The organism is Paraburkholderia sacchari, from assembly GCF_000785435.2.
Classification (GTDB): Bacteria; Pseudomonadota; Gammaproteobacteria; order Burkholderiales; family Burkholderiaceae; genus Paraburkholderia; species Paraburkholderia sacchari.
This window is the reverse complement of record NZ_JTDB02000002.1, coordinates 852,735-873,152: the sequence shown is the minus strand read 5'-3', so window position 1 is coordinate 873,152 and position 20,418 is coordinate 852,735. Positions and strand designations below refer to the sequence as shown.

The following is a 20,418-nucleotide window of genomic DNA, read 5'->3' as shown; positions in this document are numbered from 1 at the left end:
GCTTAAGGAGTTCTGCGCGGCCCCGCGTGGCGAAAATCAGGCAGATTCTCGGCGCTTTTCCGGGCGACGGCTGGATGCACTTTCTCGACACGATTTCCCCCGGGATGACACTCGATTCCATCGCTTACCTCGTTGTTCAGGAGTCCGTGGCGGACTGTTGTTCGCGGCTTGGGCACGCGTCGCGGCGACAGCGAGAGCGCGCCTGCCGCAGCCACAATCAGGTAGAAACACACTCCAAGCTCGAATACCCCGCCAGAAGCCGAAGCGACGATCAACGCCGAGATCGTGCTATGCCGCGCTGCGTAGCAAACCGCGCGCTCTGTGAACGGGTAATCGGGCGACATCGGCGAAAACAGCGATTTGCCGATGAATAGCCCATAGGAGATCACCCCCACGATGCCGAGGCTTGCCAGCAGCACTACGAGGAAACTCGACGCGCGAATACTGCCGAGGCCGACACCTATTCCGTAGGTATCGAAGAAATTGGTCACGCCCTGAGCGTTCCATCCCATTCGCTCGACGCCCGACGAACTGGCGGCCTTGCTCAATATCGTGGTGTCGACGAATTGCGCGAGCGCGTCGGCCACCGCAGGAAGGAAAAGCACGACATAGAGCGCCCCGAGCGCGCCCAGGCAAACGCTCATGATCCACAGACGGTGCTTGCGCGCGGAAGCGGCGCGTGCGACGCGCTGGGGCCGACTAAACAGCAGCACGACCAGATACCCGCCGAGCCCGACATAGGCGCTCCCTGAAGTGGACAGCAACAGCAGCGCCCCCGACGCGGCGGCCAGCATGCCGGACAGTTTTGGACGAAAACCGACCAGCCAGAGATTGAGACAAAAGACAAAGAGCGGAACCGTGAAGCCCGAAAAGCCCGACGTTTCGCTGAATGTCCCGCTGATACGGACCAATCCCTCCATCTCGGCGCCGGTCAGGTAGGCGAACTGTGCTGTCTTCACGAACGAAAGCGCATCTACGCCAACAGCGTGCGACGCAATATCGATCACGCCGGCGAGCACATCGAGCGCGGTGAGCAGAAGAAGCGCGTTCGCGAGCGTGCGGTACACACCGCGAAATTGCAGAAACGCGTACATGCAGCAATACACGAGCGTGTCTGCAATCAAATAGACTGCCTGCGACAAATTCCCCGAAACAGGCGCAAGCGGACGCAGCAGGATGTCCAGACCGGCACCGGTGGCATCGCGATCGACCGGGAACACCAGCGTTGAACCGGCCAGCAACCGCGGCAGCACGATGGCGCCTGCGACTCCCCACACGCAGGTACAGAGCAGCCAAAATCCAGGCTTGTCCAAAGAGAATGCATCGGCGATTTTGCGCCCGCCGACGAGATTGAACGCCCTCAACGCAAAGAAGGCGAGAAAGAGTTGCGCCGGCATCACACCCGTCGCGCCCAACGACAGCGCAAGCGCGCATCCGAATAGCGCGTACACCGCCATGCCGTAGATCGCGCCGCGATACGACGCATAGAGCGCCGCCAATCCGCTGACGATGACTACGATTCCGAATATCGACAGTCCCACTTGCCTCGCCCCCATCCGCTCGCCGCACGCGCGTACGTGCGCAAACGCTCTTGTCTCGCACCGCTTCAGGCAGAACGCCAACGCCGGGCCGGCGGCTTGCTGGGCGCCTCGTTGCCCTCCATGGCGCGCTCGACGACACCCAGGAATTCGCGCCTGAAACGATCCGTCGTAAAGCGCATGGCATTGCGGCGGCAAACGTCCGGGCGGAACGCCTGATGCTGCTCGAAGCGCTCCACCGCATCGACAATGGATGCCACGCTCTGCTCGCCGAAAAAGAGTCCGGTACTGCGCTCCGGATCCGGCGAATCGATGACGATTTCCCGCACACCGCCACGGCCAAGCGCAATGACCGGCGTCCCGCAGGCTTGCGCCTCGACCACCGAGATGCCGAAATCCTCTTCCGCCGCGAACACGAACGCACGTGCACGCTGCATATAGTCGACCAGTACCTCGTCGGGCTGATAGCCAAGCAGCGTCACGTTGCCCGCCGCCGCCGCACTGGCGCGCGCCAGATCGGGGCCTTCGCCGATCACCACGAGACGCCGCGAGGGCATTGCCGAGAACGCCTCGACGATGAGCGGCACACGCTTGTAAGGCACCATACGCGAGGCCGTGAGATAAAAGTCCTCATGCTGCGTACACAATTCGAACCGCTCGACGTCGACCGGTGGATAAACGACGACAGCCTCACTGCCGTAGGCCTTGCGGATGCGCCGCCCCACGAAGGCGGAATTGGCGATGAAGGCGTCGACGCCATTCGCGGTGCGCTGATCCCAGATGCGCATGTAATGAAGCAGGGCGCGCGCGATCCAGCTCTTTATTCCGCGCTCAAGGCCGGCTTCGGACAGATATTGATGCTGCAAATCCCAAGCGTAGCGAATGGGTGAATGCACGTAGCTCACATGAACCTGATCCGGGCCGGTCAACACGCCCTTGGCCACCGCGTGGCTTGACGAAATCACGAGATCGTAGGACGAGAGGTCGAACTGCTCGATCGCCAGTGGCATGAGCGGAAGGTAGTTGCGAAACGCTCTGCGCGCCCGAGGCAGATGCTGAATGAACGAGGTCGTCGCATGTTTTCCGCCCAATGCGCTGCGCTGCGACTCAGGAAAAAAGTCAACGACACTGTAGAGATCGGCGTGCGGAAACACTTGAAGAATCTGCTCGACGACCTTCTCCGAGCCCGCATAGGCGGTGAACCAATCGTGCACGAGCGCCACTCGTCCGAAACGGCGCGTGTCGTTCGCCAGGGTAGGAGCGAGGGTTACATTAGCCACGGCGAAATCTCCTCGATCAGCTTGACGGCTGTGGCGCGCCAGGTCAGTTCCGCGGTCCGCGCACGACCACGCTCGCGCAGACACGCACGCAGCGCGGCGTCGCCCGTGATCCGTTCGAGCAGGTGCGCGAGCTCAGTTGGATCGTCCGGCGAGGTGTAGAGAATCGCATCGCCGCATGCCTCCTGCACCGCAGGCAAGCGCGAAGCGATGACGGGACAGCCGAGCGCCAGCGCCTCGACAGGCGGCAGCCCGAAGCCTTCATAGCGCGACGGGTACACGAAACATGCTGCGCGCCGGTAAAGCGCGGCCAACGCGCCATCGCTCACATAACCGAGGTGCTTCACGAACCCGGGCAACGCATCCTGGCCACTGCCATATACCCGCGAATCGCCCCCGCCCACGACCACGATGTCGAACTGCGCGTCGCGAATCAGGCGCGCGGCATCGGCAACGAGTTGAAAATTCTTGTGCCGGTTGAGGCTTCCCACCGCGAGCACGAACGGACGCCCGTTCAGCGTAGGCGTGACCTCCCCTTCGTCTTGTTGCACACGCAACATATGTTCGCCGCTCTCCGGCACCACGCCGATCTTTCCGGCCGGAATCCGATAAGCGTCGCAGAGCTCGCGCCGCGAGAACTCCGACACGGTGATCACCCGCTGCGATACGCGGCCGAGGTGCGGCACCATCAGGCGGTACCAGGCCACAAAGGAGCGACTGTAGCTTTCGGGAACGCGTGCTGGCGCCGCATCGTGCAGCACCGTCACCTGCCGCCTGCACAGCAGCGGCCCCGAATTGCATAGATTGAGCAACAGCCTCCCGCGCGCGGCCTGTGGCAACGCGAACTGCTCCCAGCGCATGCCGCCGCCTTTACCGCTCGCCCGAAGCCTGACGTGCCGAAACGGATTCACCATGTCTGCCGCTGCTTCCGGCACGACGATTTCAGCCCGCACTTCGGCGACCAGCGGCTCGCGGGCCTCGAGCATCTGGTCAAGCGCCCGAATCGTTTCGAAGGCAAAGCGATCGACCCCCGTCGCGCGGCGAGCGAGGAAACGGCCATTGATCAGCAAATTGGGAAAGCCAACGGGTTTCATCGACGGATTCCAGGACATCGTTCAGGCTCCTTCCGCACGCAAGGCCACCTTGCCAAGAACGACCGGATTAGACGGGCTCACATGATGCGAGTCATTGATCCAGAGTGTGACCGACGCGCATGAGTAAAAATGTTCGCCGCCACGCATCCGACTTCAGTTTGCGAACCACGTTGCGCGGTCCTTGCACGGGTAGCGCTGGAGATCGCCCGTCGGTTGAATCCGAAAGATGAGCTAAAGCTCGGGAAGTTTTGCCGGCTGCATGGCCCGCGCCACACAGCCGGCGAAATTCGTACTGCGACATAAATCCAGACGAATTTACCGGTGCGCCGGCCCCACGTCCTTCGCAAACCCGTAGCTAGCGTAGCCGTACGTGCCGTATTTGTGGCCGTAGCGGCCAGGGCGCGATGTCATGTCGTTGAAGATCACGCCGCGAATCGGTACGCCAACCTGTTCAAGGCGGCGCACGGACTCGCGCAGATCGGCCACGCTCGTGGACCCCTGGCGCGCGATCACGAACACTGTGCCCGCGAGCTTGCCAACGATCCCCGCATCCGCGACCGGCAAGATCGGCGGCGCGTCGATCAGCACGAGGTCGTACGCGTCGTTGGCCCAGGCCACGAACTCCGTGAAACTCTCTTCGCGCAGCAGCTCGCTCGCATTGGTCACGTAGCCGCCCGTCGGGACGAAGTCGACGCCTGGCATGACTTCGTGGCGCACCGCTTCGCCGAAGTTCTGACTGCGGTCGACGATGTCCGTCACGCCAGGGGCGCTTGGCACACCGACATGGCGGTTCAGCGAGCCGCGCCGCAGATCGGCGTCGATCAACAGCACCCGCTTGCCAGATGCGCCGAACACCGCCGCGAGATTGACCGAGACGAACGACTTGCCCACCATCGGCGTCGGCCCCGCCAGCAGCACGACATGATTAGCGGCATCGGCCAGCGAATATTCGAGCGCACTGCGGAAGCTTCGCAGACTTTCAACCGCAGCATCGAACACGGCCGTACGCGCGAGCACCGTGTTCACGCCCGGAGCCGTGCGCGGCAGACGCCGCGTAAGGGATTGCTGAATGCGGCTGCGCGGCACGGCTGCATAAACCGCCAGGCCGGTGTGCACTTCAATTTCGTCCACCATGGACACGCCGCGTTTGAACCGTTGGCGCATCAGCACGATGGCGGCACCGACAAAAAGGCCAGTGAAGAACGCCGCGACCAACAGAACGACGCGCTTGGGCCGAACGGGTTGTTCCCCCGGCACCGCAGCGTCGATCATGCGCACGTTCGACACGCGGCCGGCCTTGAGCAGACGCATCTGCTCGCGGTTGTTCAGCAGATTCGTATAGATGTTGGTATCGACGGTCACTTCCCGCTGCAGGCGCACGAGGCCCTGCTCCACGGGCGGCAGCGCACGCGTCTGCCCGACGAGGTCGCCGAGCGACTTCTGCGCTTCGGCCAGTTGTCCGTCCACGGCGACCAAGGCAGGATTGTCCGGCGTGAAGCGGGCCATCAATTGCGCGCGCTGCTGGCGCAGATCGGCGATGCGCTGCTGGGCGAGTGCCGAGCTTTGCAACAACGCCGTCGCTTCGGCGCCCAGGTTCACCGCGCCATGCTGCGAGCGGAATGTGTTGTACTCATTCTCGGCCTTCTCGAGCTGCGCCTTGAGCATCGGGAGTTGCTGATCGAGAAAGGCAATGGACTTCTGCGCTTCCTCCTGCGTGCGCTGCGCGTTCTGCCGGATATATTCAGTGCCGATCGCGTTGAGAATGGTGCTGGTGAGGACCGGGTCGTCGCCTTCCAGCGCAACGCCGATAACATCGGATTCCTTGCCTTTTTCAGAAATCAGCAGCGCGGTCTGCAAGGTCTGGATTGCACGCAGTTCAGACAGGCGCATCAGATCAAAGGTCGTTCCTGGCTGCCCGTCGATACGGTTCACCAGCAGATCGATCGCACCGCCCACAACCGGTGCATGAAGGGGTTCGCCCACACGCCCTTCGACCTTGACGCTGCCGGAGGCCAGTGTATAAGCGCCGTCGCCCTGCCAGGTCAGGAGAAATGGGCTGCCGTGCAGGCGATCCGGCACATCGAATTGCGTCACGTCGATGGCTTCGTCGGTCCACGCGTAACCGCCCCATCCCGACCATCCGTTCAGATTCAGATGTCGCGCGGCCCAGCGACCCACGACCGGAAAATAGTGCGGCGTCGCGCGGATATACAGTTTCGTCGCATTCACCGCCGACGATACGACCAGCCGCGAGCGCAACACTTCTATTTCTGCCGTGGCTGCGGTCTTGATCGCAAACTGCGCGGAAAGGTCGGCGAGTGCCGTTTTTGCTGGGTTCTGCCCTTCCTCCACCTGGATGAGCATGTCCGATTGGTAGACAGCGGGCGCGAGCAGCGCATACGTGCAGCCGATCAGCGTGAAGATCGCCGTCACGATCATGATCGTCTTGCGTCCTGCGTACAGCACGTCGAGCAGATTGCTCATATGCCCGCCCTCGGGCGCCTGCGGCAAAACCACCTCGGCAGGGCCTTCAAGCATGTAATCGCGATGAATCATCTTGTCCTCTTTATACGGTGACGCGCTGCCGTGGCGGGCGCGCGTTCATGCCGCTATCAAAAACCCACCGCCCGGCTGGCCGCGGCGGCTTGGGTCGTGGGCAAAATCAGGCTGATGACACGGCTCCACTTCACGAGCGCTGATGTATCGACGAACACGACGTCGTTGGGCTTCAGATCGAACGAATCGGCCGTGGCCATCGCGGCGGCATTGCTGGCATCGAGATGAAAAACGACCGGCTTGCCGGTATCGCGCCCACGCACGACATAAACCTGCGAGGCATCGCCCGATGCCTGGTTGATCCCGCCCGCGTTGCCGAGCGCCTCGTTCAGGGACATATGTCCATTGTTGAAGACCACCCCGCCAGGGCGTTCCACCTCGCCGACCACGAATACCTTGCTGTCCGTCTGCGCATAGACGCGCACGAGGTCGCCGTCGCGCAGAACGACGCGATCGGGATTGAAGCCCTTGCGAATCATGTCGGGCATGTCCACCTCCACGGTGGTGTCCCCGCGCGTCACCGCGACATGCGAACGGTCGGCGTTGTTGGTGAATCCGCCCGCCCGGTTGATCGCCTCGGGCAAAGTCATGGGCCGGTCGTTGAGCACTTCCACGCCCGGCGTCTTGACTTCTCCATCCAGATAAACGCGTTTGCTGCGGTAGGTCTGGATGCGCACGGTAACCTGCGGCTCACGCACGTAGCGCGCGAGCTTCGCGGCAAGGACATCGCGCACGCCCATTTCCGATAGGCCTTCAACCTTCATTGGCCCTATATAGGCATACTGAATAAATCCGTTGGTATCGACGGTATAGCCCGGTGCGACCGAACTGGCCCCGGTGGCGGCATCGGCGCCGCCACCCACAAAAGGCAGGTTGAGCTCGGGATGGTCCCACACCACGATGCTGAGAATGTCGCCCGGCCCAATCTCATATGGCTTGGGCGTGGCAAAGAGCTTCTCCACATCCGCTGGAATGCCCTTGGGCCGCTGCTCGACCTGTTTTTCCACCAAATGGTTCGTGATCTCTATGACCTGGCCGGGTGGCGCACCCACGACCCCCTTGGCCACCATGCTGCCTGGCACCTGCGCGCCGGATGTCGTACTGGCCGTGGTTTCGGCACCGCCTGATGGCGCACTGACCGTCATGCCCGGCGCCAACGCGCAACCGCCCAGCCCCGCGAGCGCCAGCCAGGCGACACACGCGGCCTGGCGCCGCAACATTGCCGGCACTGCGCGATTGTGAGCAGCGCACGCGGGAGCCACTCCGCTCGATTGCTTCGCATTCAGTCCCATTGCGATACTCCACATCCCACTACATCCAGCCCCGTTGCCGACACGCGGGGCGTTCCCGATCGCTCCAGGAAGCCCGCATCCTTATCTGGCTGCGTCCTTGTTCTGCTCAATACGCGCCGTTACCATGAATCACCACGAAGAACGTCTTGAAGAGAATTCCCATGTCCGTGCGGAAGGTCCAGTTTTTCACGTAGGAGACGTCTAGCAGTACCCGTGTCGCATAGTCGATGTCATTGCGTCCGCTCACCTGCCACAGGCCGGTGATCCCGGGCGTTACCATCAGGTAGTACTGGCTGGCCTCGCCGTAGCGCTCCAGTTCCTGGTCAATAACCGGCCTCGGCCCGACAAAGCTCATTTCGCCGCGCAGCACGTTCCAGATTTGCGGCAGTTCGTCGAGGCTCGTGCGCCGCAGAAAGTGGCCGATCCGCGTCACACGCACGTCGTTCTTGAGCTTGAATTCGCGCTCCCATTCGGCACGCGCTTCGGGATCGTTCGCGAGTAGTTCCTTGAGCACCTGCTCCGAGTTGACGACCATCGACCGAAACTTCAGACAACGAAATGTCTTGCCGTGACGCCCGACGCGGGTATGCCCATACAAGGCCGGTCCGCCGTCGAGCCTGACCAACAGCGCGATGACAATGAGCACCGGCGAAAGTACGACGATGCCTGCCACTGCAGCGACGACGTCGAAGATCCGCTTCATTGCATGCCCGAGGACGGCGCTGCGCACCGCACTGCGCGGCGCGATCTCGAGTGGCTCCCGGTGCCACCATGCACGCGTGAGCCGCAGCACGCTGAATTCCGCAAAGAACAGCGTGTGCGACGCCAGCAGTGCAATGCCGGTCGTCAGCGTCCAGTAGATGAACCACGGCAACGGCAGCAGATGATCATGATGGATTGCGTAAAGCAGCACGAGCCCGCAGAACTGCACCGCGAGCCAGGCGAGCGCCGTGCGGCCCGCAACGCTGAAAAGCGTACGGCTGCCGCGCGAACCATAGGTTCCACAGGCCGGGAACACCGACAGGGCGAGCGCCGCGCAGAACGCCACCAGCGCGGGGTCAGGGTGACGTACAGCGCCTACATACGCGAAATTCGGGTTCAGGTGGACGGCGCCTACGGCGCCAAGCACAATCAGCGCGATGTCGATCGCGCGCTGCGTTAGTTCAGACATATCCCTACCCCAGTGCGAGTCGTATTCGTCAGACTGTCGTGGTCGGCCGCGATGGGCTGCTGCGAGAGAACGACCCGATAAGCCACAACAACACGATACGAAACGAAAGCGCCAGGATCCGTGCGCAATCCCACCAACTTCGCACGATCGTGTGCAGATCCCTTGATGGCAGAATGCGCCGCGTATTAGCCACGTCGATTCTGAATAAGAATGTGAATACGGGCCGCGCAGTAACCAGTGGATCTGCAAGCGCGGGTCGGCCGCGCGCGTGACATGGGTTGCAATTGAAATATGCGCATTAGTTGTCGTGGTTATCCGTTCGCAATCCCACACACGAGGACCCGGGGACACGTCAAAATGGCTGCGCCGCAGAAACAGCGGTCCAGCGACGCCCGCGTGAGGCAAGGTGCTCTAAACCGGCAGTCGCACCATGCGAGGAACGCGCCGTGAAGGATTCCTTAGCAACTTGCCACCGCCTGCTTGCTCGCGCAGCCGTCCGGTATCGTTCACGCTACTCGCACATCACCAGGCGGCGCTTGCAGCCTGGTACGCGCATGGCGAATGTTTTCGTGATCCTTGGCGCACTCGCGTGCGCATCGTTGGCACAGGGGAGCGATGCGGTGCGCGCAATGCCCGCCGACGCTTTCCTCGACACGCTTGCCGTCAACACGCACGTCAACTACACGGACGGCGCCTACGCGAATGTGCAGAACGTCGCCGACGATCTGGCGTGGCTAGGCATTCGTCATGTTCGCGACGCGTCGCCGGCTAGCGGAGCCGCGCCGTTCTCGAGCTATGTCTATCTCGCGCAGCGCGGCATCAAATTCGATTTCCTCATACATGGCGACATCACCGAGTCGATCGAACAAATCGCGCGCCTGAGCACAGCAGTGCCCGGAAGCATCGCGAGTGTCGAAGGCCTGAACGAGATCAATAACTGGCCGCCCACCTATCGCGGCCTGACCGGCACCCCCGCCGGACTCGCCATCCAGCGCGAGATCTACACGCGCGTACACGCCAGCCCGGAACTCGCGGGCGTGAGCGTCTACGACCTCACTGGCTACGAGACCAAGCCGGTCGAGTCACGCGCGAACGCCGCCGATTACGCGAACCAGCATTTCTATCCGCAAAACGGCGAACAGCCATCCTACGAGGCAAACGGCGACAGGTGGTTGGGCAATGCCATCGACAGCGTCAAGAAGTTCCAACTGCCGATCGTGATGACCGAATTCGGATACTTCTCGATGCCTCAGTCTGGCTGGTACATGCTGGGTGTCGATGAGCCGACGCAGGCCAAAGGCATCCTCAATGGCTATGTGGGCGCGGCGGCGGCAGGCGTGAAGCGGACTTATGTCTATGAACTCCTGGACCAGAAGCCCGATCCGCAGAACAAGAACAACGAGATGCACTTCGGCCTTTTTCGCAACGACAACAGCCCGAAGCCCGTGGCTCACGCGATCCGCAATCTCACGTCGATTCTGCGGGCGGACGCCGCGCATCAGGCCAACGGGGCGGCGCCAGGCGCATTGGCCTGTTCGCTATCTGGCATGCCGGTGTCGGCAAACAGTCTGCTGCTGCAGAAGAAGGACGGCCGCGTCGTGCTGGTGCTGTGGAATGAAACGCGGATCTGGGATCGCGCGGCAGGCACCCCGCTCACGAGTCCGCCCGCGAACGTGGAAGTCGACTTTGGGGCGACAGCGAGCCGCGTCGATCTTTACGATCCGATTGTGTCGGCAGCACCGCTCGCAACCCACCGGGAGGTCCGCAAGCTCAGCGTGGCCGTACCCGATCATCCGGTCCTGCTGGAAGTAACCCCCGGTGGCAAGCTCCGCTCCTGAGCCCGATTGCGGCGTCAACGCTTCACGAAATTGCGCAGCGCGAAAAACGGCCGGTACGCGCAGGGACACGCGGCGTAGAGGAACATGCGGATCTTGAAGCCCATCTTTACGCCCGGCGTGCGCAGCATCAGCGCGAGCTTCGCGCCGAAGCCGCGCGCCGCGAACACGTCGCGCGCGTAGTGCTCGCGCGCGAGCTTGGGCACGAGCAGCGCGCGCATCGGCTCACCCACGCCCGCGATCTGCGCGTCGCGCTGAAACTGCTCCGACTCGACCAGGCCGAACGCCGTGGTGAGCTTCACGCGCGCGATGAACTGCTCGACGGTGCGATAGCGCTTCTTGCCCGAGAGCCCGCCACGCCGGTAGCGCACGAGCGGCTCGCGCAGGCTGTGCGCGCCGCCCGACATGACCGCGCGAAACGTCATGATCTGGTCTTCGGCCATGGCGCCCTGCAGCATCGGCCCGAAGCGCTCGAACAGGCGCCGCGACCATGCGTGCGCCGCGCCCACCAGCCACGGGCGCTCGCGCGCCCAGTCGTCGAAATTCTTGTACTGGTCGAGGTCGGTGGGGGCGATGCGGCCCGCCTGCCCCGCAGCGCTCTCGAATTCTTCGAGGTCGGACGCGATGAGGTCCGGACGCCGCCCCAGCGCGTTCCAGCAATCGACGAGGCGCGCGCAGCGCTCGGGCACCGAGACGTCGTCGCCGGCGGCTACTACGAGAAGGTCACCCTGGCTCATGGCGGCGAGCTTCGAGAGATGCGCGCTGATGCCCACGTTCTGCTCATTGCGGTTGAGCACGAGCCGATGCGGGCCGCGATAGTCGCGCACAGCCGCTTCGATGGCGGCCCACGTGCCGTCGGTCGAGCAATCGTCGGAGATCAGGATTTCGAGCGGAGAGTAAGTCTGCGCCAGCGCACCGCCAATGGCGTCGCCAACGAGGCTCGCCTGGTTGTAGGCAATCAGCAGTATCGAGACGAGCGGGCGCGAAGCGTCGTTCACGCGTTGCTCACTGCGTTCGGCGGGTCCTTGATCTTGCGAGTGATCCTGAGGCATCGGCAATGACGAGCCCGCGAGCGCGGGCGTATGAGTTTGAGCGCGGGGTTGGATAGGGCCGACGATGGGCTTCCGGGGCTCCCGACCCGGCGCGGGCGCGCCATACTATCACGCGCGCACGCCGCGCCTTATGGCTCGCGCTACAGCCCGGCGGACTGCACCCCGCCCGCCCCGCTCGAGGCGAACACCGGCTCGCCGTTCACGGCCCGCGCGATCCACCCCTCGGCGCTCGCGAGATCGATGCCTTGATCCGTGAACCACGCGTCGTCGTAATAGGTCGACCGGTAGCGCTCGCCACTGTCGCACAAGAGGCTCACGATCGAGCCCGACTCGCCGCGCGCCTTCATGCGCTCGGCCAGCCACAGCACGCCGACGAAGTTCGTTCCCGTCGAGCCGCCCACACGCTTGCCAAGCCGTCCCGCCAGGTAGCGCATGGCCGCGAACGAGAGCGCGTCGGGCACCTTCACCATGGCGTCGATGCAGGTGGGAATGAACGAGCGCTCCACGCGCGGGCGGCCGATGCCCTCCACGCGCGAGCCGGTGTCGTGCGTGAGCCCGGGCTCGGGACGGCCCGCCAGCACGCTGCGGAAATAGTCGAAGAACACCGAGTTCTCGGGGTCGGCGCACAGCACGCGCGTGAGGTGCCGCGTGTAGCGCACATAGCGCCCGAGCGTGGCGATCGTGCCGCCGGTGCCGCCGCTCGACACGAGCCACGCCGGCACGGGATATTCCTCCGCCGCCATCTGCCTGAAGATCGATTCGGCGATGTTGTTGTTGGCGCGCCAGTCGGTCGCGCGCTCGGCGTAGGTGAACTGATCCATGAAGTGGCCGCCCAGCGACTGCGCGATGCGGTGCGACTCCTCGTAGATCTCCGAGGCCTTGTTCACGAGATGGCAGCGCCCGCCGTAGAACTCGATCTCCTCGATCTTCTGGCGCGAGGTGCTGGCCGGGATCACCGCGACGAACGGCAGCCCGAGCAGGCGCGCGAAATAGGCTTCGGAAATCGCGGTCGAGCCGCTCGACGCCTCCACCACGGTGCTTTTTTCGTGGAGCCAGCCGTTGCACAGCGCGTAGAGAAACAGCGAACGCGCGAGCCGGTGCTTGAGGCTGCCGGTGGGATGGCTCGACTCGTCCTTCAGATAGAAACGCAGATCGGGGTAGCCGGGCAGGTCGAGCGGCACGAGATGCGTGTCGGCGGAGCGGTTGAAGTCCGCGTCGATCTTGCGGATCGCTTCGCGGACCCAGGCGGAATGGGGCATGGGCGGATTCCGTCGAATGAAGGTCCGGCCATCATGGCACAAGGGTGCGCGCCGGGTTTTGAAGCTGCGCTCGCACATTCGGCACAGGCCGCGCACCGGGCGCGCCACGCCGCCTTTGTATAATCGTGGATTCCCTCTTCCTGCCCTGCGTTCACCTTTCATGCTTAGTTTCGCACTCGGCTTTCTTGTCTCGCTGCTGGTCACGCTGCTGATCGTGCGTTACGCGCATCTGCATGAAAAATTCTCCGTCGACTCCGACCTCGCGGGCGTGCAGAAATTCCACGCGCGCCCCGTGCCGCGCATCGGCGGCGCCGGCATCCTCGTCGGGCTCGTGGTCGCGGCGGCGCAGCTGCATTTCACTTATCCGGCCGTGTCGGGCGGCATCCTCGGCATCGTCGCGTGCGGGCTGCCCGCGTTCACCTCGGGCCTCGTCGAGGACCTCACCAAGAAAGTCTCGCCGCTCGCGCGCCTGATCTGCACCATGGCCGCCGCGGCGCTCGCGTATTTCCTGCTCGACATCGCGGTCACGCGCATCAGCGTGCCGCCGCTCGACTTCCTGCTTTCGTACGCGGCCATTTCCTGCGTCATCACCGTGCTGGCCGTGGCGGCGCTCGCCAACGCGATCAATATCATCGACGGTTTCAACGGCCTCGCTTCGATGGTCGCGTTCATGATGTTCGCCTCGCTCGCCTATGTGGCGTTCCAGGTGCACGACGCGGTCGTGCTCTCGGCCTCGTTCATCATGATGGGCGCGGTGCTGGGCTTCTTCATCTGGAACTTCCCGGCCGGCCTGATCTTTCTCGGCGACGGCGGCGCGTACTTCATCGGCTTCATGCTCGGCGAACTGGCGATCCTGCTCGTGATGCGCAACCGCGACGTCTCGGCGTGGTATCCGGTGCTGCTCTTCATGTACCCGATCTTCGAGACCTGCTTCTCGATCTACCGGAAGAAGTTCGTGCGCGGCATGTCGCCGGGCATTCCCGACGGCGTGCACCTGCACATGCTCGTCTACAAGCGGCTGATGCGCTGGGCCGTGGGCGCGCGCACCGCGCGCGAGCTCACGCGCCGCAACTCGCTCACCTCGCCTTATCTGTGGCTGCTGTGCCTCGTGGCCGTGATTCCGGCCACGCTGTTCTGGCGCCACACGCTGCACCTGTTCTGCTTCGTGGTGGTGTTTGCGCTCACTTACGTCTGGCTCTATGTGAGCATCGTGCGGTTTCGCTCGCCCAAGTGGCTCGTGGTGCGCAAGCATCAGCGGCGGATCTGAACCACCAGGGGCAAATGCCGCGGAAATATGTGCTTACGCATACGTCCCCGGATCGCACGTACAATTCCGCCACGCGCCGCGCTGGCCCCGCCGGAGCAACCAGCGAGCGCCCGAACATTCGTCGTCATCCGTCGTCGTAACATAAAAGGAAAACCAGAATGCGCCGCTATCTCGCGATTGCTCTCGCTCTCTTCACTGTCACGCTGGCCGCCTGCAACACCATGGCCGGCTTCGGCCAGGACCTTTCGAAGGGCGGCAACGCCATCACGAATTCGGCTGAAAAAGCCAAGTAAGCCCGCTGGAGCGCCGGAACCGGCAGCAAACAACGCCTGAGCGCGGTTTGCCGCCGGTTCGGCTCGTTTTTGCGTGCGTATTGGCGTACTTTGCAGCCCGTTTGACCCTCAGCCGCGCGCGAACTCCCGCAGCCGCGCCACTTCCGCTTCCAGTTCCCGCACGCGCGCCTCGCGCCGCTGCGCCGCCGTCTCCATCTCGCGGATCCGCTCATCGCGCTCATCGAGCGCCGCCTTCACGTCCTGCGCGTCGAAGCGCTGCGGAATATGCTGCGGGCAGTTGCTGTCCCACGCCGTCACCGTGAAGCGGATCGCCCGCTCGGCGCGCGCCTTGTAGCCCGCCGGCATGAGCCGCTGTACCAGCGCCGCATCCTCCTGGACGCGCGCCTCGCCCCAGATCTTGATGCGCCTGCGCCGCGCGTAATCGATCAGGAACAGATACGACTTCGGGTTGTCCGTCAAATTACCGAGCGTGATGTATTGCTGATTGCCGATGAAGTCCGCGAACGCGATGGTGCGTGCGTCCAGCACCTGCAAGAAGCCCGCCGGCCCGCCGCGATGCTGGATATAGGGCTGGCCGTCGGCGTTCGCGGTGGCGAGGAACACGCTGCGCTGCGCCTCGATGAACGCGCCCACATCAGGCGTGAGGTCGGTGCCAAAGCCGCGCTGCGTTTCCATGCGCGCATAGAGCTCGCGCGAGCCAAGGCGCGCCTGCATGGCCTTCACGGTGGGCGTGAACGCGACATCGCTCGGATAGCGGATTGCGGACGTATCCATCTGTTGCTCCTTCACTGCACTCTGGAGCCTGCAAGATAGATCCTTCCGCACGGAAACAGAATCCGGCATCGCCTGGAATCATCCTCCCGAAATGCGGAAGGATGCGGAGATGCCGCCAACGTGCCGCCCACGTGTCGCGGAAGGAGGCGCGTCCGATGCGGCACTCGCGCATATCGCGCCACCGCAATCCGCGAACGCGCTACCCTTGAAACTCGCGCCGCGCCGCGCGAGTCCACTCACCGCTTCGGCCGTTCATTGCGCCGAGGCACTGGCAGGGAGACACGCATGTCGAACATGATTTGGGTCGTCGTCGCCAACCGCGTGACCGCGCGCATCTTCGCGACGGAAACCCCGCAAGGGGCCATCGAGGAAATCGAAACCCTGCTCCATCCCGAAAGCCGCGTACGCGAGCAGAGCCTCGTGACCGACCGTTCGGGGCGCACCGAGCGCGCCACCGCCGGCCGCCAGCAGAGCGATCCCGACACCACGCATCACGAACACGAGACCAGCCTGTTCGCCGCGCAGGTCGCGACCACGCTGGGCCAGGCGCGCCACGCGGGCCGCTACGGCACGCTCGTGCTGGCCGCTCCGCCGGCGTTCCTCGGCGCGCTGCGCAAGGCGCTCGACGCGCAAACGCGCAGCCTCGTCACGCTCGAACTCGACAAGGACCTCGCGCTGCTTGACGCGCGCACGCTGCGCACGCATTTTCCGGAGCGCTTCGTACGGGCGCAGATTTGAGGCGCGTCAGCCGAGGTTGATCGCCACGCGCCCATGCGTGGCCGCCGCCACCGCCTCATACGCTTCACGCGCGCGTTCGCGCGGAAAGTGTGCCGCCACCACCGGCGCAACGAAGCGCCCCGCGTCGAAGGCTTCGCCGAGCGCGCGCATGGTGCGAGCGATGCGAGCACTCAAAGCGCGTTCAACGGAATCTTGAGATAGCGCACGCCGTTGTCCTCGGGCTCGGGCATGCGCCCTGCACGGATGTTCACCTGGATCGACGGCAGGATCAGGTTGGGCATGGCGAGCGTGCGGTCGCGCGCTGTGCGCATCTGCACGAAGGCTTCCTCGGTCACGCCGTCGTGCAGGTGGATATTGGCGCGGCGCTGGTCGCCCACCGTCGTTTCGAAGCACGGGCCGCGCGACTCGGGCGGATAGTCGTGGCACATGAAGAGGCGCGTCTTGCCCGGCAACTCCAGCAGCCTGCGTACCGAGCGGTACAGCGTGTGCGCGTCGCCGCCCGGAAAGTCGCAGCGTGCCGAGCCCACGTCGGGCATGAAAAGCGTATCGCCCACGAACACCGCGTCGCCGATCTGGTACGCGAGGTCGGCAGGCGTGTGGCCCGGCACGTGCATCGCGCGCGCCGCTAGCGGGCCGACTTCGAAGCGCTCCTCGTCCTTGAAGAGGTGGTCGAACTCGCTGCCGTCGGCGGCCAATGTCGCGCCAAGGTTGAAGACCGCGCGGAACACACCTTGCACGTCGCGAATGTGCTCGCCAATCGAGATCTTGCCGCCCAGTTGCTGCTTCAGGTACGGCGCCGCCGATAGATGGTCCGCGTGCGCATGCGTCTCCAGCAGCCATTGCGTCGAGAGACCGTGCTCGCGCACGAACGCGGCCACGCGGTCGGCCGACTCCGTGGAGGTGCGCCCCGACTTCGGGTCGTAGTCGAGCACCGGATCGACGATCGCGCACGCCGAACCGCGTCCCGAATGCACCACGTAGGTGACGGTGGACGTGGCCGGGTCGAAGAACGGCTCGACGAGCGTGGCATGCGTAACCACGGGGACAGAAGTGGGGGCGGACTCGGACATTGGGAACTCCATGCGGCCTGGGAATGGATGAGTTGCGCAGGTCGACTGCTGGTTTCGCCCGACCTACGATTTATTGATCAACATATTATTAATCGATATAATGTTTGTCAATGAACTGTCAGCTGGCACACGTCAGCATGTGTGCCCATCGCCCCATTGCGTATTCAACGCCCTTACCTATGAACCCATCGCTCACCTCTGAAGCGCGCGACGCGCTGCGCGAATCCGCCGAGAAGTGCTGCGCGCTGCTCAAGGCGCTCGCGCACGAAGACCGCCTGCTGCTCTTGTGCCAGCTCACCGAAGGCGAGCGCAACGTGGGCGAGCTCGAAGCGCTCGTCGGCGTGCATCAGCCGAGCCTCTCGCAGCATCTCGGCGTGCTGCGCGAGGAAGGCCTCGTCGAGACGCGCCGCGAAGGCAAGTACATCTACTATCGCCTCGCGAGCCACGAGGTCATCCAGGTCATGCAGACGCTTTCAAGTCTCTACTGCGGCAGGTTGAAGGCAACTGCAGCAACTGCGGCACGTTCGGAGCCCTCGGCATGAACCTCGACCTCGCCCACTTCACGCCGTTCGCTTCCCTCGCGGGCGGCCTCATGATCGGCGCTGCCGCCGCGCTTCTCGTGCTCTGCAACGGGCGCGTCGCGGGCATCAGCGGCATCGTCGGCACGCTGCTGCAAGGCGCGCGCACGGAACCCGGGGGCCGCGCCTGGCGCGTCGCGTTCGTCGCGGGCCTCGCCGCCGCGCCGTGGCTCTGGCGGCTCGTCTTCGGAGCCGGCAGCGCGGGCTTGTCGCCCACCATCGCCGCCTCGCCCGCCACGCTCATCGTCGCAGGACTGCTGGTGGGCCTCGGCACGCGCTACGGCTCGGGCTGCACGAGCGGTCACGGCGTGTGCGGCATCGCGCGCGGCTCGCTGCGCTCGTTCGCCGCCACCGGCGTATTCATGGCCGCCGGTTTCGTCACCGTGTACGCGGTGCGCCACCTGGCGGGAGGCTGAGATGTGCCTGCGCAACCTCGCCGCCTTCGCGAGCGGCCTGCTTTTCGGCCTCGGCTTGATCGTGTCGGGCATGGCGAACCCGGCCAAGGTGCTGGCTTTTCTCGATCTGGCCGGGCGCTGGGATCCCTCGCTCGCCTTCGTGATGGTGGGCGCCATCGCCATCGCGAGCATCGGCTTTCGCCTCGCGCGCGCGCGTTCCACCAGCGTGCTCGGCGCGCCCATGCAGTTGCCCACGGCAAGCCGCATCGACCCGCGCTTGATCGCCGGCGCGCTCGTGTTCGGCGCAGGCTGGGGCCTCGCGGGCTTCTGCCCCGGCCCCGCGCTCGTCAGCGCCGCGAGCGGCCAACCGCGCGCGTGGCTCTTCGTGGCCGCGATGCTCGCGGGCATGGCGCTCTTTGCCGTTTTCGAGCGCATCGCCGCGCAGCGCCGTCAATCTTCACGCTAGTCAGGAGTTACCGAGTCCATGCAAATCGTGCAACACGACGCGCGCTTCGCAAGCGCCGCACAAATCACGCCCGCCGACCTCGCCGAAATTGCCGCAGCGGGCTACCGCTCGATCATCTGCAACCGGCCCGATGGCGAAGGCGGCCCGTCGCAACCGGCTTCCGCTCAGATCCGCGAGGCCGCCAAGCAGCTCGGACTGCAATTCGCGTATCTGCCCATCACGCCCGGCAAGATCGGCCCCGATGAAATCGCCCGCTTCGAGCAATTGCTCGCCGACATGCCCGCGCCCGTGCTCGGGTACTGCCGCACCGGCAACCGCGCGACCAATCTGTGGCAGTTCGCGCAGGCGGGCGCGCAGGCCCATCCGGTCCCTGCGCCGGTCGAGGCGGGCCACCCGGCGGCGGCCGCATGGGATTCGGACAAGACCGCGGACAAAAACGCCGCGCAAAGCGGCGACAAGACCGCCGCATCGAGCGGCGCGGGCAAGCGCTGGGACGTCGTCGTGATCGGCGGAGGGTCGGCGGGCATCAGCGTGTGCGCGAGCCTGCTGCGCCGCCAGCCGGGCTTGAGCATCGCGATCGTCGAGCCCAGGGATCACCACGACTACCAGCCCGCGTGGACGCTCGTGGGCGGCGGCGCCTTCGACGTGAAGAAAACCCGCCGCCCGATGGCGAGCGTGATCCCGCGCGGCGCGACGTGGATCCGCGCGGCGGCCGAGCGCGTCGAGCCGCATGCGGATCGCGTGCGGCTCTCGAACGGCGAGACCCTGGCGTACCGCCAGCTCATCGTCGCGCCGGGGCTGCGCCTCGCGTGGGAGCGCATCGACGGGCTCGAAGCGACGCTCGGCCAGAACGGCGTCACCTCGAATTACCGCTACGAGCTCGCGCCCTACACGTGGGAGCTCGTGCAGAAGATGCGCGGCGGCACAGCGCTCTTCACGCAGCCGGCCATGCCGATCAAATGCGCGGGCGCGCCGCAAAAGGCCATGTACCTGGCCTGCGATCACTGGCTCAGAACCGGCGTGCTCGACAAGGTGAACGTGGAATTCGATCTCGCCGGCGCGGCGCTGTTCGGCGTGCCGACCTTCGTGCCGCCGCTCATGGAGTACGTGAAGCGCTACGACGCGAAGCTCGCGTTCACGTCGAATCTGGTCGCCATCGATGGCCCCGCGCGCCGCGCCACCTTCGAAACGAAGGACGCCGACGGCAACGTCACGCGCATCGAAAAGCGCTTCGACATGATTCACGTGGTGCCGCCGCAGGTGCCGCCCGATTTCATCCGCGACAGCGAACTCGCCGACGCGACGGGCTGGTGCGAAGTCGATCACGCCACGCTCCAGCATCCGCGCTGGCTCAACGTGTTCTCGCTCGGCGACGTGTGCTCGGCGCCCAACGCGAAGACCGCGGCAGCGGCGCGCAAGCAGGCGGTGATCGTCGCGGAGAACCTGCTCGCCGTGCGCGCGGGTCAGCCGCCGCGCTACCGCTACGACGGCTATGGCTCGTGCCCGCTCACGGTCGAGAAGGGCAAGGTCGTGCTGGCCGAATTCGGCTACGGCGGCAAGCTGCTGCCGACCTTCGCGCTCGAACCCACGCGGCCGCGCCGGCTCATGTGGTTCCTCAAGGCCAGCTTGCTGCCGCGCTTTTACTGGAGCGGCATGCTCAAGGGCCGCGAGTGGTTCACCGGGGCGCAGGCATCCGAGGCGCAGCACTGAAGCACAGGACTGAAGCACAGCACTGAGGCGCTGATGCGCTAACCGCGACAGAA

19 protein-coding genes are annotated in these 20,418 nt (G+C 64.7%); 8 read left to right on the top strand and 11 right to left on the bottom strand.

The genetic code is table 11. The features are described 5' to 3' along the window. Positions 1-2: 2 nt before the first annotated feature. The 6 genes from NH14_RS10680 to NH14_RS10655 all read right to left on the bottom strand — a co-directional run bounded on the left by NH14_RS10680 (position 3) and on the right by NH14_RS10655 (position 8,928). The gene (locus NH14_RS10680) at positions 3-1,397 is read right to left on the bottom strand and encodes a hypothetical protein (protein ID WP_176329239.1); all 1,395 of its coding nucleotides are present in this window, start codon (positions 1,395-1,397) and stop codon (positions 3-5) included. Between the two features lie 209 nt (positions 1,398-1,606). Then, the gene (locus NH14_RS10675) at positions 1,607-2,818 is read right to left on the bottom strand and encodes a glycosyltransferase family 4 protein (protein WP_035526627.1); all 1,212 of its coding nucleotides are present in this window, start codon (positions 2,816-2,818) and stop codon (positions 1,607-1,609) included. Beyond that, complete coding sequence (locus tag NH14_RS10670; RefSeq protein WP_237179577.1) at positions 2,806-3,927, bottom strand: glycosyltransferase family 4 protein; 1,122 nt, start codon at positions 3,925-3,927, stop codon at positions 2,806-2,808. The genes NH14_RS10675 and NH14_RS10670 overlap by 13 nt, the downstream gene beginning before the upstream one ends. A gap of 297 nt (positions 3,928-4,224) precedes the next feature. Continuing rightward, complete coding sequence (locus tag NH14_RS10665) at positions 4,225-6,465, bottom strand: polysaccharide biosynthesis tyrosine autokinase (protein ID WP_035526630.1); 2,241 nt, start codon at positions 6,463-6,465, stop codon at positions 4,225-4,227. Between the two features lie 56 nt (positions 6,466-6,521). Next, positions 6,522-7,685, bottom strand: coding sequence for a polysaccharide biosynthesis/export family protein (locus NH14_RS10660; RefSeq protein ID WP_052148058.1), 1,164 nt, complete (start codon positions 7,683-7,685; stop codon positions 6,522-6,524). A 178-nt stretch (positions 7,686-7,863) separates the two neighbouring features. After that, the gene (locus tag NH14_RS10655; protein ID WP_035526636.1) at positions 7,864-8,928 is read right to left on the bottom strand and encodes a sugar transferase; all 1,065 of its coding nucleotides are present in this window, start codon (positions 8,926-8,928) and stop codon (positions 7,864-7,866) included. A 554-nt stretch (positions 8,929-9,482) separates the two neighbouring features. Here NH14_RS10655 and NH14_RS10650 point away from each other — a divergent pair. After that, the gene (locus tag NH14_RS10650) at positions 9,483-10,766 is read left to right on the top strand and encodes a glycoside hydrolase 5 family protein (protein WP_152617146.1); all 1,284 of its coding nucleotides are present in this window, start codon (positions 9,483-9,485) and stop codon (positions 10,764-10,766) included. A gap of 14 nt (positions 10,767-10,780) precedes the next feature. Here the strand turns inward: NH14_RS10650 and NH14_RS10645 are convergent, their stop codons facing one another. Both NH14_RS10645 and NH14_RS10640 read right to left on the bottom strand, forming a co-directional pair. Then, entirely contained in the window at positions 10,781-11,815 is a 1,035-nt protein-coding gene (locus tag NH14_RS10645; protein WP_052148059.1) for a glycosyltransferase family 2 protein, read from the bottom strand. 140 nt (positions 11,816-11,955) lie between these two features. Beyond that, complete coding sequence (locus tag NH14_RS10640) at positions 11,956-13,074, bottom strand: PLP-dependent cysteine synthase family protein (RefSeq protein WP_035526641.1); 1,119 nt, start codon at positions 13,072-13,074, stop codon at positions 11,956-11,958. A gap of 160 nt (positions 13,075-13,234) precedes the next feature. On the opposite strand from NH14_RS10640, the gene NH14_RS10635 reads away from it, so the two are divergent. Together NH14_RS10635 and NH14_RS10630 are read left to right on the top strand one after the other, a co-directional pair. Then, positions 13,235-14,341, top strand: a complete 1,107-nt coding sequence (locus NH14_RS10635) for an MraY family glycosyltransferase (protein WP_035526643.1) — start codon at positions 13,235-13,237, stop codon at positions 14,339-14,341. 158 nt (positions 14,342-14,499) lie between these two features. Then, entirely contained in the window at positions 14,500-14,634 is a 135-nt protein-coding gene (locus tag NH14_RS10630) for an entericidin A/B family lipoprotein (protein WP_035526646.1), read from the top strand. Positions 14,635-14,742: 108 nt separating this feature from the next. On the opposite strand, the gene NH14_RS10625 is transcribed toward NH14_RS10630, so the two are convergent. Then, positions 14,743-15,408 carry a pyridoxamine 5'-phosphate oxidase family protein gene (locus tag NH14_RS10625; protein ID WP_035526649.1) on the bottom strand — a complete coding sequence of 222 codons (666 nt, stop codon included), beginning with the start codon at positions 15,406-15,408 and terminating at the stop codon, positions 14,743-14,745. A gap of 285 nt (positions 15,409-15,693) precedes the next feature. On the opposite strand from NH14_RS10625, the gene NH14_RS10620 reads away from it, so the two are divergent. Beyond that, positions 15,694-16,146 (top strand): host attachment protein, encoded by a 453-nt coding sequence (locus NH14_RS10620; protein ID WP_035526651.1) that lies wholly within the window; start codon positions 15,694-15,696, stop codon positions 16,144-16,146. A 6-nt stretch (positions 16,147-16,152) separates the two neighbouring features. Here the strand turns inward: NH14_RS10620 and NH14_RS10615 are convergent, their stop codons facing one another. Together NH14_RS10615 and NH14_RS10610 are read right to left on the bottom strand one after the other, a co-directional pair. After that, positions 16,153-16,320 (bottom strand): hypothetical protein, encoded by a 168-nt coding sequence (locus NH14_RS10615; RefSeq protein WP_161790845.1) that lies wholly within the window; start codon positions 16,318-16,320, stop codon positions 16,153-16,155. After that, a complete protein-coding gene (locus tag NH14_RS10610) occupies positions 16,317-17,216 on the bottom strand; it encodes an MBL fold metallo-hydrolase (protein ID WP_052148060.1) in 900 nt (299 codons plus the stop codon). The genes NH14_RS10615 and NH14_RS10610 overlap by 4 nt, the downstream gene beginning before the upstream one ends. A gap of 179 nt (positions 17,217-17,395) precedes the next feature. Here NH14_RS10610 and NH14_RS10605 point away from each other — a divergent pair, with 179 nt between their 5' ends. The 4 genes from NH14_RS10605 to NH14_RS10590 are packed head-to-tail and all read left to right on the top strand — an operon-like array spanning position 17,396 to position 20,365. Next, positions 17,396-17,758: an ArsR/SmtB family transcription factor gene (locus NH14_RS10605; RefSeq protein WP_035526654.1), complete on the top strand. Its 363-nt coding sequence runs from the start codon at positions 17,396-17,398 to the stop codon at positions 17,756-17,758. Next, on the top strand, positions 17,755-18,210 hold the full coding sequence (locus NH14_RS10600; protein ID WP_035526657.1) for a YeeE/YedE family protein: 456 nt from the start codon (positions 17,755-17,757) through the stop codon (positions 18,208-18,210). Before NH14_RS10605 ends, NH14_RS10600 begins: the two co-directional genes overlap by 4 nt. A 1-nt stretch (position 18,211) precedes the next feature. After that, positions 18,212-18,655, top strand: coding sequence for a DUF6691 family protein (locus tag NH14_RS10595; RefSeq protein WP_035526660.1), 444 nt, complete (start codon positions 18,212-18,214; stop codon positions 18,653-18,655). Positions 18,656-18,673: 18 nt separating this feature from the next. Beyond that, entirely contained in the window at positions 18,674-20,365 is a 1,692-nt protein-coding gene (locus tag NH14_RS10590) for a bifunctional protein tyrosine phosphatase family protein/NAD(P)/FAD-dependent oxidoreductase (protein WP_035526663.1), read from the top strand. Positions 20,366-20,418: the final 53 nt, after the last annotated feature.

What these genes read in the sequence shown, in the direction of transcription:
- NH14_RS10635 (WP_035526643.1), top strand. Translation starts at nt 13,235, where the DNA reads ATGCTTAGTTTCGCACTCGGCTTTCTTGTCTCGCTGCTGGTCACGCTG.
- NH14_RS10655 (WP_035526636.1), bottom strand. Translation starts at nt 8,928, where the DNA reads ATGTCTGAACTAACGCAGCGCGCGATCGACATCGCGCTGATTGTGCTT.
- NH14_RS10640 (WP_035526641.1), bottom strand. Translation starts at nt 13,074, where the DNA reads ATGCCCCATTCCGCCTGGGTCCGCGAAGCGATCCGCAAGATCGACGCG.
- NH14_RS10680 (WP_176329239.1), bottom strand. Translation starts at nt 1,397, where the DNA reads ATGCCGGCGCAACTCTTTCTCGCCTTCTTTGCGTTGAGGGCGTTCAAT.
- NH14_RS10625 (WP_035526649.1), bottom strand. Translation starts at nt 15,408, where the DNA reads ATGGATACGTCCGCAATCCGCTATCCGAGCGATGTCGCGTTCACGCCC.
- NH14_RS10595 (WP_035526660.1), top strand. Translation starts at nt 18,212, where the DNA reads ATGTGCCTGCGCAACCTCGCCGCCTTCGCGAGCGGCCTGCTTTTCGGC.
- NH14_RS10650 (WP_152617146.1), top strand. Translation starts at nt 9,483, where the DNA reads ATGGCGAATGTTTTCGTGATCCTTGGCGCACTCGCGTGCGCATCGTTG.
- NH14_RS10665 (WP_035526630.1), bottom strand. Translation starts at nt 6,465, where the DNA reads ATGATTCATCGCGATTACATGCTTGAAGGCCCTGCCGAGGTGGTTTTG.
- NH14_RS10590 (WP_035526663.1), top strand. Translation starts at nt 18,674, where the DNA reads ATGCAAATCGTGCAACACGACGCGCGCTTCGCAAGCGCCGCACAAATC.
- NH14_RS10605 (WP_035526654.1), top strand. Translation starts at nt 17,396, where the DNA reads ATGAACCCATCGCTCACCTCTGAAGCGCGCGACGCGCTGCGCGAATCC.
- NH14_RS10630 (WP_035526646.1), top strand. Translation starts at nt 14,500, where the DNA reads ATGCGCCGCTATCTCGCGATTGCTCTCGCTCTCTTCACTGTCACGCTG.
- NH14_RS10610 (WP_052148060.1), bottom strand. Translation starts at nt 17,216, where the DNA reads ATGTCCGAGTCCGCCCCCACTTCTGTCCCCGTGGTTACGCATGCCACG.
- NH14_RS10670 (WP_237179577.1), bottom strand. Translation starts at nt 3,927, where the DNA reads ATGTCCTGGAATCCGTCGATGAAACCCGTTGGCTTTCCCAATTTGCTG.
- NH14_RS10620 (WP_035526651.1), top strand. Translation starts at nt 15,694, where the DNA reads ATGTCGAACATGATTTGGGTCGTCGTCGCCAACCGCGTGACCGCGCGC.
- NH14_RS10600 (WP_035526657.1), top strand. Translation starts at nt 17,755, where the DNA reads ATGAACCTCGACCTCGCCCACTTCACGCCGTTCGCTTCCCTCGCGGGC.
- NH14_RS10660 (WP_052148058.1), bottom strand. Translation starts at nt 7,685, where the DNA reads ATGTTGCGGCGCCAGGCCGCGTGTGTCGCCTGGCTGGCGCTCGCGGGG.
- NH14_RS10645 (WP_052148059.1), bottom strand. Translation starts at nt 11,815, where the DNA reads ATGCCTCAGGATCACTCGCAAGATCAAGGACCCGCCGAACGCAGTGAG.